Below are 14766 nucleotides of genomic sequence, written 5' to 3'. Positions count from 1 at the left end.
ACAATCCGAATTCACCCCTTCTCCGGCCGGCCAGGGAACAAAAAAACCGCCCCGGGCAAACTGGAAATCAACACCAATGCCCCATACCCCACACTCAGTGCTACGCCCTGCTCCGCAGGCAATCCCGCCATCGGCCAGAGTACGGCTGCAGCGCCCTCCCGGATGCCCCAGCCGGCAACCGTCAGCGGTACCACCATGCTCAGCAGCAGGATACTGCCCAAACTGACTATGATGGCCGCCGACTCGGTACTTTCGATATAGCCCGCGCCCCAGGCCAGGCAGAGAAACACCCCAAGATAGCTCGCCAGCACCAGTAAAGATGAGCCGACCTGAACCGGCAACACCCTTCGGTTTAGCAAAGACTCATAGAGATCCCGCCTAAGCCGCTGCAGATAGACCGCCAACCCGGTCTTCAGGGCCAACCAGAGAGCGAGAACCACCGCAATAACGCCAACGCCCAGCCAGAGCCCACCATTCCATTGAACAGCCGTGACCCTTCCCGAACCGAGTAGCCAGCTGACCGAAATGACAACCACCAGCGCCAACACCAGTTGGCCCGAAAGTCGCTCTATGGCCACCCCGTGCACAGCTGCGAGGCGCTCTCCCGCGCCACTACCATGTCGCCAGGCCCGGTTTACGTCTCCAAGCACACCTCCCGGCAACACCTGGTTCAGAAACGTGGCCAGATAATACTCCCGCACGGCTCCACCATAGGCCAGGGGTAGCCCGAGCCGCTCCACGGTGTACCGCCATCGCCAGGCAGACAACGCCACCTGAAAGACCGTAAGCGCCAGCGCGGGCACCAGGAAATAAGGAGAAAAACGGGCAAGCTCCTGCCAGAGCACCCCTGCATCGATCGAGCGGATCACGAATCCGATAACAAGGACCGTTAAAAACCAACGGGCCGCCAGCCGCATCTGCTTTTGACGCAATTCGGTCAAGGCAATGCCTCGGGCGGCAGCGCCAGCAGATCCAGATGTCTCACAACAATCGTCAGATTCCCTTCAGATAACTGGTGTTTGCGTGTCTCCAGCCAGCGTGCCAATCGGTCCGCCTCATGAGGTGACTGCTCAACGGCCGCGTCGATCCAGCCCCGCATCAGCATTTTGGCCAACGCGTGATCCACGCCATCCAGCATCCAGGGAGATTCCGCCAGTTCAACCCGGTAACCTTCGGCAACCAGCAGGTCTTTCAACACACTGCTGGCTTCGGGCCCGAGCGCGGCACCAATTCCCTTGTCGCCGTGCTGATCCCGATTCACCAGGGTCTTCACCAACTCATCATCGGGATGCTCGGGAGACAGCTCAAAGTGCCCGGCGTAGCTCAGAACAATGAGCATCGCGGACTTTCTTCCTGCGGCTGCGAGGGCTAACGCGTTCAGCCATGGCTCTGAAACCAGATCAATGAGTGCCGACGCTGTTATCAGATCCGCCTCACGGGGCAGTTGTTGCTCCATGTTTTCCGACGTCAGCTGAGCCGTGCGGGTTTCAAGCGGCACATCCAGAGAGTCCACACGCTGTCCGGCTTCCCGCAATAACGCAGAATCCTGATCCAGTGCCAGCCAGGTTTGCGGCACCTGCAGCGCAGGCACCAGGAAAAGCGCGTTGGAGCCACGACCGGTTCCAATGTCGACAATTTGCATGGGGTAGTGGCTCTCGGGCGACAAGCCATCATAGCGATTCAGTAACCATTGATTGAGCTGATCGGTCAGCCCTTGTGATCGAGCCCGGTGATCCGCTGCTTCCCGGGCGGCCAGCCACGTGCTCTCGAATTCCGAATGCTGGTGCAGATGCGTGGAAAGGCCACTGAAGTAGTGCAGTGCTTCTGTGACATCTTTGCCGGTATCCGCCCATGAGCGGATTCGGCGGGATTCCCTGGCGGCAAGCTTACGGGCGTGCTCAAGCTGTTCCGGGTGTTCCAGCCAGTTCCTGAGGCGCGCCTCAAGGGCCCTGACATCGCCCGCACAATACTGAACCACACCAGGCCTGGCAGACGTGTTGGCAAGGGCGCCGCCATCGGAGGAGATAACGGGGAGCCCTTCCGCCAGTGCCTCATCGATCACCATGCCATAGCCCTCGTACAGGGAGGGTAATACAAAGAGATCCGCCTCTCGGTAGAGGTCCGCCAGCCCGGATTCTTGCACTTCTCCTGCCAGCGCAATCCTGTCGTCAAGACCCGCGTCTGCAATCGCCCGACGAACCTGTTGGCTGTATTCCGGATCACGATTGTCAGATCCTGCCAACGTGCATTGCCACGGCACGCCCCTTAAGTTTTCCAGCGCCTCCACAAGTTGGTGCTGGGCCTTTCTCGGTGACAGATGAGCAACGCACAGAATATGAGGGATATCGGTTTGCGACGACTCATCACGGCCTCTTGGGGTTGCGGCTCGGGTGACGCCCGGCTCGGCAACCCTGATCATCTCAGCGGGCACCTCGTAATCCGCCAGACGGGCGGCCGTGTGTTGGCTGGTGGTGATCACCCCGTTTACAAATCCGAGCGCGCGTTTTTCGGAATCAAAAAACCACTGCCTGTTGGCTTCGCTGATACCTGTTTCGTCAGCCAAGGGGTGGTGTACAAGCGCGATCAGGTTGAGGCGTTGGGAATGCTTTTCAACAATCTCCGGCAGCCCCCCCATGGCAAGACCATCGAGTGCCACAGAAGTGCCATCAGGTAGGCTCGCGAGTTTCTTATCCATCCCATTATGGGCGACCCTGTCCGGGCGTGGGAACTGCCCGGGCAAACCACTGACCCGGGCATTGCAACCCGCCTCGCCCAGGGCATCCACCAGCTTACGGACATACCGGTAGCCGCCCGTGTTCTGTTCCGGATCACCCGGAACAAGAAACTCCAGGAAGCCCGGTTTGTCAAATTTCGGCATGGTAGCTCGCCCAGGCAATGTGAGATTCCGAGAGGGTGACTTTCAGGCTGGCGATCCCTTTTCCTGTCTCGCCGAGACGGCCACCATGAATGGCTGCCGCCATACGATCGAAAACCAGTTTGGCCATGAATTCAGTGGTGGTATTCCGGCCACGCAGTTCCGGCAGCTCGTCCAGGTTCTGCATATTGAATTCGGAGAGAATGTTTTTGAGAAGCTCGGACGCCAGGCCGATGTCGACGACCAGGTCGTCCTTATCCAGTTGGTGACGCTCAAAGGTCACGTCGACCACATAGGTGGCACCATGGACCTTCTGCGCAGGACCGAAGATCTCTCCGTTGAAGCTGTGGGCAATCATCATGTGGTCCCGGACCGTCAAACCGAACATAGTCTCTCCTTAGCAGGCAATTTTGGATTATCAGTAAACAACGCGATGGCACAGAGTATCCCGGCCATCAATCAGAATTCGCGCCATGGATTTAGGCAAATCATCAAACTTGCACTCGCCGGTAATCAGCGCATCCAGGGTATCGTCCTGGAGCAGCTCCAACGCCAGTGCCAGGCGTTTGCCGTAGTCCCATCGGGGCACTCTGGAGGGCGCAATCTGGCCCACCTGACTGGATTTCAATGTCAGACGTCGTGGATGGAAAGCCGCACCGAGAGGCGCGGATACCAGCTGATCTCCGTACCAGCTCATTTCCACAATGGTCGCCTCCTGCCCTGCCAGTCCAAGGGCGGTCTCCAGGCCCGAGGGGTGGCCACTGGCATGGATAACGAGGTCGTGATCATCAGCGGCCGATTCGTCACTGAAGGTCAAACCGAGCTGCTCGGCAACCGCTTGCCTCTCTGTGTTCGTGTCGATTGCGGTAACACGGGTTCCCGGGATACGACTCGCCAGCCAGGCGACGAGCAGGCCAACCACACCGAGCCCAACCACGGCAATGCGGTCACCGACTGCTGGCGCTCCATCCCAGAGGCCGTTTACAGCGGTTTCCATGTTGGCGGCAAGTATTGCTCGCTCGGCGGGCAGGTCTTTGGGCAAAAGCGTCAACGCCGACGCCGGCACCCGGTAGCAATTCTGGTGCGGATAAAGGCAGAACACCGTCTGCTCCACTAACTCGGCAGGCCCTTCCACAACTTTGCCGACGCTGGCATAGCCGTACTTTACAGGCCAGGGAAAATCACCCTGCTGAAACGGCGCCCGCATTGCAGCGTATTCGCTCTTTGGAACCCGGCCGTGGAAAACCAGTGATTCCGTGCCCCGACTTATGCCCGAATACAGCGCCTGAACCGTGACCAATTCGTCTTTCTCATCATCACCGGAGGTCGCCAGTGGCCTTTCCAGAATCTCGCCCTTCCCGGCGCCGGTTACCCACCAGGCCCGGACCATCGATTCGGTGTTCGGTTCATCAGGGTCGCGATGCAAAAGGAGCTCCTTTTTGGCAGTCTTCTCAAACGTACTGGTCGTCGCCCTTCCCGGGCTGAACCTTCAGGTCTGAACACGGTCAATGCTCGTAAGCATGTTCAGCTGTATCAACTATAGTCAGTGTACAGCGCATTCGGGGTCTTTGATGCCTGCAAACCTATACGCTGGAGTTCAGTGATGGATTCTAACGGCCATTCAGCTTCGCAAAGGATGCCACTTACCCTGGATCTCGTCTGGGGCTTTGGGCTTGTCGTCCTGTTCTGCGCAGCCACCGGCTGGTTAACCCAGCCCCCCGTTCTTTTCTACTTGCTGGCAGCGGCGCTTTACCTGGCGGTTTGTGCCCTGATCATCCGGTTCTGGCCCGAGGCCCGGGATTTCGGGTGGGCAAATCGGGCGACTCTGCTGAGAGGCAGTCTGGTGATAGTCCTGGTGGCTATGGCCCCCTTTGCTGACCACGTGACTGACAGCCTCTGGCTCTATGGCTGGATGGCATTGCTGGCGCTGATTCTGGATGGCGTAGACGGCAAAGTCGCCAGAGCCACCGGCTCCCAGAGCGAATTTGGTGCCCGCTTCGACATGGAGCTGGATGCCCTGTTTATTCTCGGCCTCAGTGTTGCTGCCCTGGCACTGGGCAAGGCCGGTCCCTGGGTTCTGGCCCTGGGCCTCATTCGCTATGCCTTCGTTGCTACCAGTCACTTCCTCGATTGGCTGAACGCCCCGCTACCGGACAGTTTCAGACGCAAGACGGTCTGCGTTTGGCAGATCGTTACCCTGCTGGTGGCCGTGTTGCCGCCGTTCAATGCGCTGTTCGCCAGTATCACACTTGCAACTGCTCTCGCACTGCTTGTGTGGTCGTTTTTCCTGGATATTCACTGGCTTTATCAAAGGAGACATCACCATGATGTTCATTAACCGGAAAACCCTTACCCGCTCCGCTATTGCGCTCCCTGCTGCCCTCGCATTGAGCCCGGGAGCCATGGCCGAGCCGAGAAACTTTGTCGTCGACGACGAACACTTTTCAATGTTCTTCGAGATCATGCACATCGGCTACGCCCCGGTGATGGGGATGTTCCGCGAAGTCGAGGGCAAGTTCGTTTACGACGAGCAAGCCAGGGAGCTTAAATCCGGCCAGTTGGTGTTCCAGAGCGACAGTGTGTACACCAACCACAAGAAACGTGACGAACACGTTCGCAACGAGGATTTTCTCGACGCCGACGAGTATCCGGAGATTACCTTCACTGTTACCGACTTCGAAACGACCGGCGAAAACACTGGCAAAGTAACGGGCGATCTGGAGTTACTTGGCCAGACACGGCCCGTGGTGCTGGATGTGACCCTCAACAAGGCAGACATTTACCCCTTTGGTCATGAGGAATACACGCTAGGCATCAGCGCTTCCACCACTCTGAAACGCAGTGAATGGGGCATGACCTACGGCATTGATGGCGCGATGGTCGGCGATGAAGTCAAATTGCATTTTGGCTTCGAGGCCATCCGGGAATCCGGCATTTTCTGATGACTGGCTAATTGGAATGTGACCCGCCGCACAACGCGGACACATTCTGTTACACAAAGAGCCCGGATTTTTGGGGTGCGGCGGAAATCCCGTTATCTTTAAAGCTACAACAATAATCGAGGGAACTGCCGCATGCCGGGCAAGGTCGCTCTTCTTCTGACACTTGTAACCGCTGGCGTGGCTGGCACGGGGTATCTGCTCTCCGCTGACAACCACAAAAATTTCAGCTGGTTTACGAAGGTGGCTGACTCGGCCGAGACGGCTTCCGTTCAAAACGCAGGTCCGGCAAAGCAGTCTTCTGCCGATCCCTCGGCTGAGCCGGAACCACCCTCTGATAACGCCCTTGGGTTCATGCTGGCCAGCGTTGCAGATCAATACGCTGAATCTACGCGATACCCGCCATGGTCTGTACCTCTCTCCCCGGAACAGGCGAACGCCTATCGTGGCAATTACTACGAGCCGGTCAGTCTGCCCCTGGAAGGAGACGGGCAGTTCACCGTAACGCTGGAAAAATACCGGTTTACAGCGGGTGAACAAATTCTTGTTGCAGCGGCTATCCAGGGTTCACAGGTGGTCGGCCGCTCGCTGTCTGCAACGCTGGAGAGGCCAGAAAGCCGGGATGCCGTCGCCAGCACCGCATTGGAAGAGGCGGGTTCCCCGGGTTACTTCGAGGGCGCTCTGTCCGCCGACGAATCACCGGGTGAATATCGGCTGATCGTCGAGGCCCGGCTTGATGGCAAGCCGGTTCGCCATGTCTCAACACTGGCCATTGAACCCTACCTGGGCGAATTCGAGGGGCTTGGCGATGCCCGTATCCAGGGCAACAACCTGATAATTCCCGTTCGTTTCTCCCCGGAAGATTCCGGCTATTACGCGCTTGCAGCGCAGCTGTTCGTTGGCCAACGCCCGGTTGCTCAACTGCAGATGGAGAAGAGGCTGGACAGCACCTCGAACACGATCAATCTGAAGGCACACGGCACAGTGTTGGCCAATGAGACGGTGGACGGCCAGCTGCAGCTGAAAAACCTGAAAATTCGCCAGCTTCCCGCCCAGCCGGGTGACCGGACCAATTACGCCTTCGGCCCCGACGAGGGCTACGCTTTCACACCGCCGGATCTCGGCAGTCTTACCGATACACCGGCGGTGAATCCCGAATCAGAACAGCGCGCGGCTCTGCTGCGGCAGCTTGCCGACAAGTTCTGATGGCAGGGCGCAAGCTCTGCGCCGGCTAACGCCGGGCTGTACCGCCACAAGTGGCGGATAAACGTCTTGTGACAACAATAAAGCAGCAAAGACGGAGCAACTATGAAAACAACAAAGATCGGAATTGCCTGTAAGGCCGCCTTGGCGGTCGCTATCACCGGCAGCTTGTTTGCCGGCACCGCCCAGGCTCAGCTGGCCGGGCACAACGTGATCCTGGTTCACGGATTCCAGCAAGAAGACCTGGCCAACCCTCCTGCCAATCTGCAAGACGTGAAGACTGCCGGCGAGGACTATTGGCGTACTTTCTGGCTCTCCCGGGCCGAAGCCCGTATCGACTGGGGCAGTGATGGGCGCGTTGAAGGGGGTATTGCCCAGCAGGCCTATGAACAGATGCGTCAGATCAGTCAGCAAGGCCTGTGCAATGACTTTTGCATCGTCGTCTCTCACTCCACCGGGGATCTCGTTACCCGGTATCTGCTGGAAAACCAGGCACGCTGGCTTCAATCCGAGGGCCTTCAGCCGCTGAAAATCCTGGCAACCCTGGATTACTCCGGCGCCGGCGGTGGCACTGAACTGGCCAACCTGGCACTCAGCCTTGCCTACAACGACAGTTGGTACAACTGGCCCCTCCGAGCGGCAGTAGAAGCCTTCACCGGCATCGAGCCGGAACCGGGCAAGCTGGGGGTGGTAAACGACCTGCAAACCAACGCAGCGCGTAACCTCGCAGTGAGCCCGAATGGAATCCCGAGACTGCGTTTCGTGGCGGGTGGCTCGTCTTATGGCGGCATCACCAAACCGTTCATCGCCGGCACGGACGATGGCGTGGTACCCACGCATTCGGCCTGTGGTGCCACCTCCGCCGCCGGGATCGATTCCTGCTCTTCCAGCATCAGCCTGGCGGGCAAGGTAACGAGTCAGGATGGCCCGGCCGCTCTTTACTTCAACCACTATCCGGTACTGATGAACGAGGGCGTCACCCACAGCGGCGTGCTCGGCTCCGAGACGGGCAACATCTCCGTGCCGGTGGTCAACAACACCACACTCGGCGGTTTGCAGGTGGATTTCGCCAGCCGCACCTACAACAAGCGCGCCTGGTGGCAATGGTGGGGTTCCGGTGACCGGTACATTGAAGTGCCCGGCTCAGATCAGACGGATATGTCGAATCTGGTTTACACAACCCTGAATAACTGAACGTACACCGACAAATACTGCAAAGGGCTCAGGGAAGAGCCTCTTCTCACCTCGGTAGTTCTACCCATCTTTCCTTTTTAGTTCGCAAACTATACATTGGTTCGCTTTCGCCATTCGATTCAACCACTGCCGCCAAGCGATATCCGATGTCTGATACTCACAAATCCGATCTTCTACTGGTTGTTGTCACCCTGTTCGCAGCCATCAGCTGGATGTTCTCCAAGGAAGCGGTACTGCTAATGCCGCCTCTGATGTTCATGGCGGCCAGGTTTCTAATCGCCGGCACGGTACTGGCGTTTTTCGCTCGTCGCTCGCTGATGAACCTGAGCGTGGATCAGCTTCGCCGAAGTGTGGGTGTCGGGCTGGTGTTCGGCACGGCCATGACCTGCTGGGTGATGGGACTGGTTCATATAACCAGTTTGGGCGAAGGCGCCTTTTTGACCAGCCTGGGTGTGGTGATAGTGCCTATTATTGCACGTCTGGTGTTCAAGGAGCCCCAACCGCCAAGTACATGGCTGGCCATTCCGATTGCCGTTGCCGGGCTCGCGCTGCTTTCCCTTGAAAACGGATTTCGTCCCGAAGCAGGCCAGATTTTCTTTGTCATGGCAGCGACGATTTTCGCCCTGTATTTCAATCTCAATACCCGGGCAGCCAACCAGAGAACGGTGATAAACCGGCTAGGCAAGACGGTGGAAAAGCACCGCGTACCCGCCCTGCCCCTGACAGCCATTGCGCTGCTGACGGTCGGCATACTCACCCTGGTTGAATCCATGATTACGGAGCCCTGGCGGCCCACCCTGAATAACCTCTCATCAATGCTGGTCTGGTGGGTGGTGGCCAGTGCCGTGATTGGCACAGCCGGTCGTTTCCTGCTTCAGACTTTCGCCCAGAGCCTGTCTGCAAACAGTCATGGCGTGGTGATTCTGGTACTGGAGCCGGTGTGGGTTGCTCTGTTTGCGGCAGGATGGTTTGGCGAGTCTATGACCGGCATTCAACTGGCCGGCTGTGGCCTCATCTTTGCAGCCCTGATCGTCAACCGCTGGGCCGTGCTGAGCAAAGCCATCAAGGAAAAACTCCGCAAGCGGAAAACCGCATAAAAGTGGTTGACCAGCATCGGCTGAATCAGTATATTTCGTCCCCGTTGCAGGACATAGGACCATAGCTCAGTTGGTTAGAGCGCTACCTTGACATGGTAGAGGTCCCCAGTTCGAATCTGGGTGGTCCTACCAATTCTGCAAGAAAAAGAGTCACTCAGAGCGAAAGCCGAGTGGCTTTTTTTGTGTCTGGCCATCTGTGCCGTTGCGCTAGGAATTTGCCGCCATTCTCACCCTGGCGGGAACGCCTATGCCAGTTCGCGGCCCGCCGTTGCTTAGAGGCGCCACAATCAAACGTCGCTGATCGTGGCGCCACTTCTTGCCATGCCTCAGTTACCGTCGAAAGGCTCTGTGTCGATCGAAGAAATGCCGAATTCCGCCGGCGGTACACCACCGAGCCACTCTTCCACGACTTCCGGCATCGGCACGTGCAGCGCAATGAGAATAATCCGCTCGTGCTCAATGTGTTCGAAGGTAAACGGTGCCTTGAAACTGTTCATATGGCGCAGAATGCGTAGCCCATATTGACCGCCATCGGGAATATTGTACTTCTTCCTCAGTTTGCCGATTTCCTCCTCAAAATCAATCATTTGCCTCACGATCGGGTTAGCGCCCAATACCTTCTCCACCAATTGGTCGATGGGGCCCCCGAGGAAGCTCACCTTGGCGCTGTGCCAGTCGTTTTCCACCGGCGCCATTGGGGCGTTGTCGAGGTTCAACTCCAGCCAACTGGTCCAGTTATCACGCTGGGATGTGCCGAGGGTGATAGACTTGATGAGCTGGCCGCGCAGCACACCTTTGACCAAAGGCCCATTCTTGGTCTCACCGTCGACGTCATAGACACCGTAGGCTTCGAAATCCACTTCGCCGTACTGACTGACTTTCAGGATATCTTTCAGCCCCTTGGGAATGGCGAGCTCCGGACCCGAATCCTTCTTGGGATATAGCAGACGCATGCGCCATTGATCGGTAGGGTTCTTCCAGTAAGGGGCTGATGCATCCACCTGGCGCAGTTCCGGAAATTCGGAAAGCTGGATGACTACGCCTCTGTCGTAAGGATTTTCAGTCGGCAGGTCATCTGGCACCTGGTAGCCACGCTCGCGCAGGTAATCCGCCAGAGAACGGGCTTCACCGACGGCATTGATACTGAAGCTGGAGAACTCAGTACCATCAATCTGTACATCTGGTATCCCAAAATCACGGATGCCGTCCAGAGTCGACCTTGCGCGCTTCCATGAGAGTTCCGTGTTATAGGCATCTGAACCTGTTTTGCTGGTATAGGCAGCCGTTGAGTATGTGCCCAGAGCAGTGTTCTCTGTCATCAGGTGGCTGGCTGCTTGCAGGCCTTCCTTGTGGCCTGGTTTTAGCTTGCCGGATTCCACTGCAAAGTTGATCAGTATCAGCTCCCAAGCCCCGTAACCCAGCTCAGCCAGGAAGTAATGCGGTGCCTGGGATTCCAGTCTCCTCTGCTCTTCCACTTCTGCTGCAGTTGGCTCCGATGCGCCGGGCGTGGTGCCGGCTTGGCCTGATTCTCCACCCTTGTCAGGGTTCTTCACAGTAACGGTTCTGGAGCCGTCGGCGTCTTGCTCTGTGACGGTGACATCCTTGTCCTTGCCAAAGTTGTCGACAATGGATTTTGCACGGTCAGAGACGCCTTTGGCGGTTTTCTTACCCATCTCCGCAGCTTCTTTGCGCAGGGCTGCCTCGCCGTCTTCTTTTGAAATGGAGCCTTTTTCGACAGCGCGGTCTACAGCAGCGCGCTTCTTGTCAAAGTTCTTGCCGGCATCGCTTTCGGCCTTGAGCTCGGCAAGGCGCGCCTGAAGCGCAAAGCCACCAAATTGGCTGGCCAGGTTGGAGGCTGCATTCATGGCACCGAGGGCGTTCTTTTGCGTGCCTTCGAGGCCAGCCATGTCCCGGAAGGCACCGCTGCTGCCCAGAACACCCATGATGTCGCCAAAGCCCTGCGGTGCAGGAGCCGCCGGGGCATTCTGAAGATTGATGATAGAATCCGGCATGTCGGTAGGCGTCAGATTCTGGGGCTGACTACGGCGGGAGTCGAAGAAGTCACTGGGGAAATCTGCCAGTGCCGGATCTTTATCGTTTAATACCCAGTCGGTGGATCCCTCGTGCTCCTCGCAGGCATTGCACTCGTCCATAATAGCCTGGGCATAGAGACCATCAGTCGGCAGGCTGATGCGCATGGGCGCACTGGGCGCACCCTCGCCCTTGTAATAGTTGAAAGCCTCCTCGTAGCTATCGTGCCCATTCACTCCCAGGAAGGCCCCCGCTGCCACACGGAATACCAGGGCATTGCCCATGATGGCGATGGGGTTGCGCTCAACCACGGAGGCAATGGAGCGACCGTCGCTGGCGGAAATGGAGAAACCGTCCAGAAGCATGTAGAGCTCGTCGCGGTCCATGGTCCACCAGATAACCTTGTGGTAGTAATGCAGGTTGTCATTGATGTGCTCCAGAATCTTGCGATTTGCCTTTTCCGCTTCCCGCCGCATGTCCTGGTCTTCCCAGTTACTGGCATTGAAATCAAGCGTGGCTGTTTCGGTTGGGGCTGGTCGGGTTGTCTCATCGTCATTCCAGGCGGGCGGTGAAATGAGGTCGTGGGTGCCTCTCGGAGCTCTGACCCGCCGTTGATAGTGAGTCGTGCGGAAGTTAATGGTTGCGCCCGTGACGTTTGCGACAGAGCCTTTGGGCAGGTGCTCAGTTGCCGAGAGGATCAGCTTTTCAATTTCGGTACGCTTGGTGTCCGAAACTGAATCTGACGGTACGGTAAAGTCGATTCTTACGGTCCGGTTAAAGCGGTATTCACCCACCAGTGTAAAGTCCGCGCCCTCCAGTTGGCCGCTATCGTTATCAATCCGAAGGCGGTCGGCCCAGCGGCGGGCCATGGCAGGGGCAATCTCTTTCTGAAAATACGTGTCTCGCTGAGCGGCAGAATAGCTGCGAATTCGAGCCACAATCTGCCCGACCGGGAATGGGAGCAGGCCGGCGTAGGTCTGCCAGACCTTGGTGGTAACCCGCTCACCCACGGCGCCATCTTCAGAAAGCTGGTCGTCTATTTCACCGGAGACCACTTCATCCCTTGGCCGCTCGATGCCCAGCTTGATATAGATCGACCCGCTCAGGCTTTCCAGAAATTGATCCTTTCGGGGACCTGCTGGAACTTCCGAACCGTTCCATCCGTTTATGATGTCGTCTGAGTATTTCAGGGCCCAGCGAAGCTCCCGTTTTTTCAGATAGCGCTCAAACACGTCTCGCCAGCGGGCCACCCGAGAGAAGGTGAATGGGCGTATTGAAAAGGGTACAAAAAGACATTCGCGCACCCCCGCCAACACCGTGTCCACACGAATGTGGCGCAGTATTTCGTGGTAAATAACCGTCAGCGAATGGCAGTAGTTAGAGTTGCGAACCACTTCAGAAACGCCCTCAACGGTTTCCTCCTGGCTAACCTCCGTGACCACGGTGCTTTCGAACTGGCGCAGAGAATCACCGAACTGCCTGACTGAGTCTCTCAGGCTTTGCTCTTCGGCGGCGGCGACGCTGCGCCCCCCCTTTTGCCAGCTGCTGGAACTGGCGCGACCATGGGCTGCACCACCGCCGATTACGACAGGACCCATGGCAAAGCCAATACCCCCGGCGACGCCGGTTTGCTGGGATTTGCTACCACCCTTGCTCCATTCATTCAGGTTGGATCGTACGGCGTCACTGTAATCGCGCTCGCTAAACGTGCCTTGCTCTACCTGTTCCGAGAACTCAGTTCGCTCGCTGCGGGAGCTTGCCTCACGGCGGCGCCAGTCCATTTTCACAATGCGCCGGGTTTGTCGCGGTGCCAATGTGAGCGTGTGGGCCACATCACCGAGGGAATAGCCATTTGAGCGCCATTGGAGGCGCCATTCCATTATGTGACCGCCCGCCACAGACAGCGCCTGGTATTGAGTGGAATCTCCGTCCCAGTCGATAGGGTTGTCTGGCCCGACAGGTTCCCGGCGATTTTGCCAGATCAACCCAGGTAACGGGAGGAAATCAATGGCTTTAACCGGTGGCATTACCGAGGCTCTGTCTCTCGGAACGAAGCGGTTAAAGCCACGGTCGTTATAGACATCAAGCGGCCCGATCGCGTTGTTCGCCATGGTGGCACGGCCAGTATTATCAACCATTGCACTCATCAGAATGGTATTGCCGAATGAGTCTTTGGGATGAATCAGCCCTTTGTAATCGGGTTTGTTGTTAGAGGTTGATTCAATTTCCGGTTGCTCGACGCGAAAGACTGTATGGAAGCGACGCTCACCCAATATTCTGGCGGGGTTACTGAATGGCCGACAATAGGACCCCGGATCATCACCAAAAAGATCAGGGTCGTGCAGCAGACTGTCTTCATCAACATCCAGCGGTGGATTGCCCGATGCCGCATCGGAGGATGAGGAATCCACATCTTCGTCAGCGCCTGGCTTGATGTCCTGCCAAGGCAGCATGATCCGCAGGCCATTCAGGGGCTTTGACAGAGAAGGATCTTCACGGTAACCGATAATGAGATCAGGGCCATTCAAGAGCCAGGCCCAACCCTGTGCTTCGGTGCGACTGTTAAAGGGGCGCTGGATGTGGAAAGAGCCATCAAACTTGAGGTCGGCGCCGGTAAGAGAAAAAGCACCGAGCTCTTCAGCGGACGCAGCATCCAGTGGCGCGTGTCCGGCATTATTTGCCAACTCACGGTCAGGGTTCAGTCCCATAAGGGAACGAAGCGCAGATGCTTTAGCAGCCGAGTCAACCAGATCCACACTGAGAGTGTAGTTGTCAAAGCGCCTTTCCGGCTGGCCCAGGCTTACAAATCGGCCAGACCGATCCAGCACAGGTTGTTCCTCTGGCGAGTTTCTTTCCAGTGCGGGTTTTAGATCTGCGGCGGAAATAGTAAGCGTGGCTGGCTCGCCTTCAGCAGCATGACCGATGTCGATACTACCAAGTGGGGCCAGTTCCAGGCCCTGGCGGTTCTCCAGAACGGCCGTAGCCGGCTTGTTGAGAGCAATGGGCCTAATGGTGACTTTTGCGCTAGCCCTGGAATCAAGGCGCACGAGATGGCTTGCCGGACGAAAGGAGACTTCCTCATCTTCGTTCTGAACCGGAATTTCATAGCTGATTCGAACCTGAAGCGACTCAGCACCACTAGCCTGGGGGGCCTGTTCGGGTTCGATCTGGAGTTCGAGCTGGTCTGACATGGTCTTGGCCTGTGGTTGCTTTGCGTCCCAGTCGCCCTAAGCAAACGCACCGGGGATACTCTGCATGCAATACAACCAGACTCGACCAATGGCAGGCCATTGGGGTGAGACAACCTTGTCTGTCAGGGCATCAGCGTGTCGTAATGGCTTGTGCCAGCGACTTCCTGAGGCGAAACTTACTTCCTTACAGGTAACAGTCTTGTCGCTAAACCTTCGTTTGTAAAATCTAAGATTAA

General features: G+C 57.3%; 10 protein-coding genes and 1 tRNA gene. 6 read left to right on the top strand and 5 right to left on the bottom strand.

Features of this window, described 5'->3' with window-relative positions:
• Positions 1 to 11: 11 nt before the first annotated feature.
• Genes ACWJ62_RS05825 through ACWJ62_RS05810 form a run of 4 tightly spaced genes read right to left on the bottom strand, consistent with a single transcriptional unit; the run spans position 12 to position 4301 of the window.
• Complete coding sequence (locus ACWJ62_RS05825) at positions 12 to 941, bottom strand: lysylphosphatidylglycerol synthase transmembrane domain-containing protein (protein WP_449285317.1); 930 nt, start codon at positions 939 to 941, stop codon at positions 12 to 14.
• Positions 938 to 2878: a glycosyltransferase gene (locus ACWJ62_RS05820; RefSeq protein WP_449285316.1), complete on the bottom strand. Its 1941-nt coding sequence runs from the start codon at positions 2876 to 2878 to the stop codon at positions 938 to 940. Before ACWJ62_RS05820 ends, ACWJ62_RS05825 begins: the two co-directional genes overlap by 4 nt.
• Positions 2865 to 3263, bottom strand: coding sequence for a 6-pyruvoyl trahydropterin synthase family protein (locus ACWJ62_RS05815; protein ID WP_449285315.1), 399 nt, complete (start codon positions 3261 to 3263; stop codon positions 2865 to 2867). Before ACWJ62_RS05815 ends, ACWJ62_RS05820 begins: the two co-directional genes overlap by 14 nt.
• Positions 3264 to 3293: 30 nt before the next feature.
• On the bottom strand, positions 3294 to 4301 hold the full coding sequence (locus tag ACWJ62_RS05810) for a zinc-dependent alcohol dehydrogenase (protein ID WP_449285314.1): 1008 nt from the start codon (positions 4299 to 4301) through the stop codon (positions 3294 to 3296).
• 177 nt (positions 4302 to 4478) lie between these two features.
• Between ACWJ62_RS05810 and ACWJ62_RS05805 the strand changes: the two genes are divergently transcribed.
• The 6 genes from ACWJ62_RS05805 to ACWJ62_RS05780 all read left to right on the top strand — a co-directional run bounded on the left by ACWJ62_RS05805 (position 4479) and on the right by ACWJ62_RS05780 (position 9440).
• Positions 4479 to 5213 (top strand): CDP-alcohol phosphatidyltransferase family protein, encoded by a 735-nt coding sequence (locus ACWJ62_RS05805; RefSeq protein ID WP_449285313.1) that lies wholly within the window; start codon positions 4479 to 4481, stop codon positions 5211 to 5213.
• Positions 5200 to 5817, top strand: coding sequence for a YceI family protein (locus tag ACWJ62_RS05800; RefSeq protein WP_449285312.1), 618 nt, complete (start codon positions 5200 to 5202; stop codon positions 5815 to 5817). Before ACWJ62_RS05805 ends, ACWJ62_RS05800 begins: the two co-directional genes overlap by 14 nt.
• Positions 5818 to 5949: 132 nt before the next feature.
• Complete coding sequence (locus tag ACWJ62_RS05795) at positions 5950 to 7020, top strand: hypothetical protein (RefSeq protein WP_449285311.1); 1071 nt, start codon at positions 5950 to 5952, stop codon at positions 7018 to 7020.
• A gap of 102 nt (positions 7021 to 7122) precedes the next feature.
• Positions 7123 to 8211: a hypothetical protein gene (locus ACWJ62_RS05790; RefSeq protein ID WP_449285310.1), complete on the top strand. Its 1089-nt coding sequence runs from the start codon at positions 7123 to 7125 to the stop codon at positions 8209 to 8211.
• Between the two features lie 146 nt (positions 8212 to 8357).
• Entirely contained in the window at positions 8358 to 9308 is a 951-nt protein-coding gene (locus ACWJ62_RS05785) for a DMT family transporter (protein ID WP_449285309.1), read from the top strand.
• 55 nt (positions 9309 to 9363) lie between these two features.
• Positions 9364 to 9440: transfer RNA gene (locus tag ACWJ62_RS05780), tRNA-Val, on the top strand.
• 194 nt (positions 9441 to 9634) lie between these two features.
• Here the strand turns inward: ACWJ62_RS05780 and ACWJ62_RS05775 are convergent.
• Complete coding sequence (locus tag ACWJ62_RS05775) at positions 9635 to 14530, bottom strand: OmpA family protein (RefSeq protein WP_449285308.1); 4896 nt, start codon at positions 14528 to 14530, stop codon at positions 9635 to 9637.
• Positions 14531 to 14766: the final 236 nt, after the last annotated feature.

It is taken from the genome of Marinobacter sp. PE14, assembly GCF_053566155.1.
This window is presented reverse-complemented; position numbering and strand designations above follow the sequence as displayed.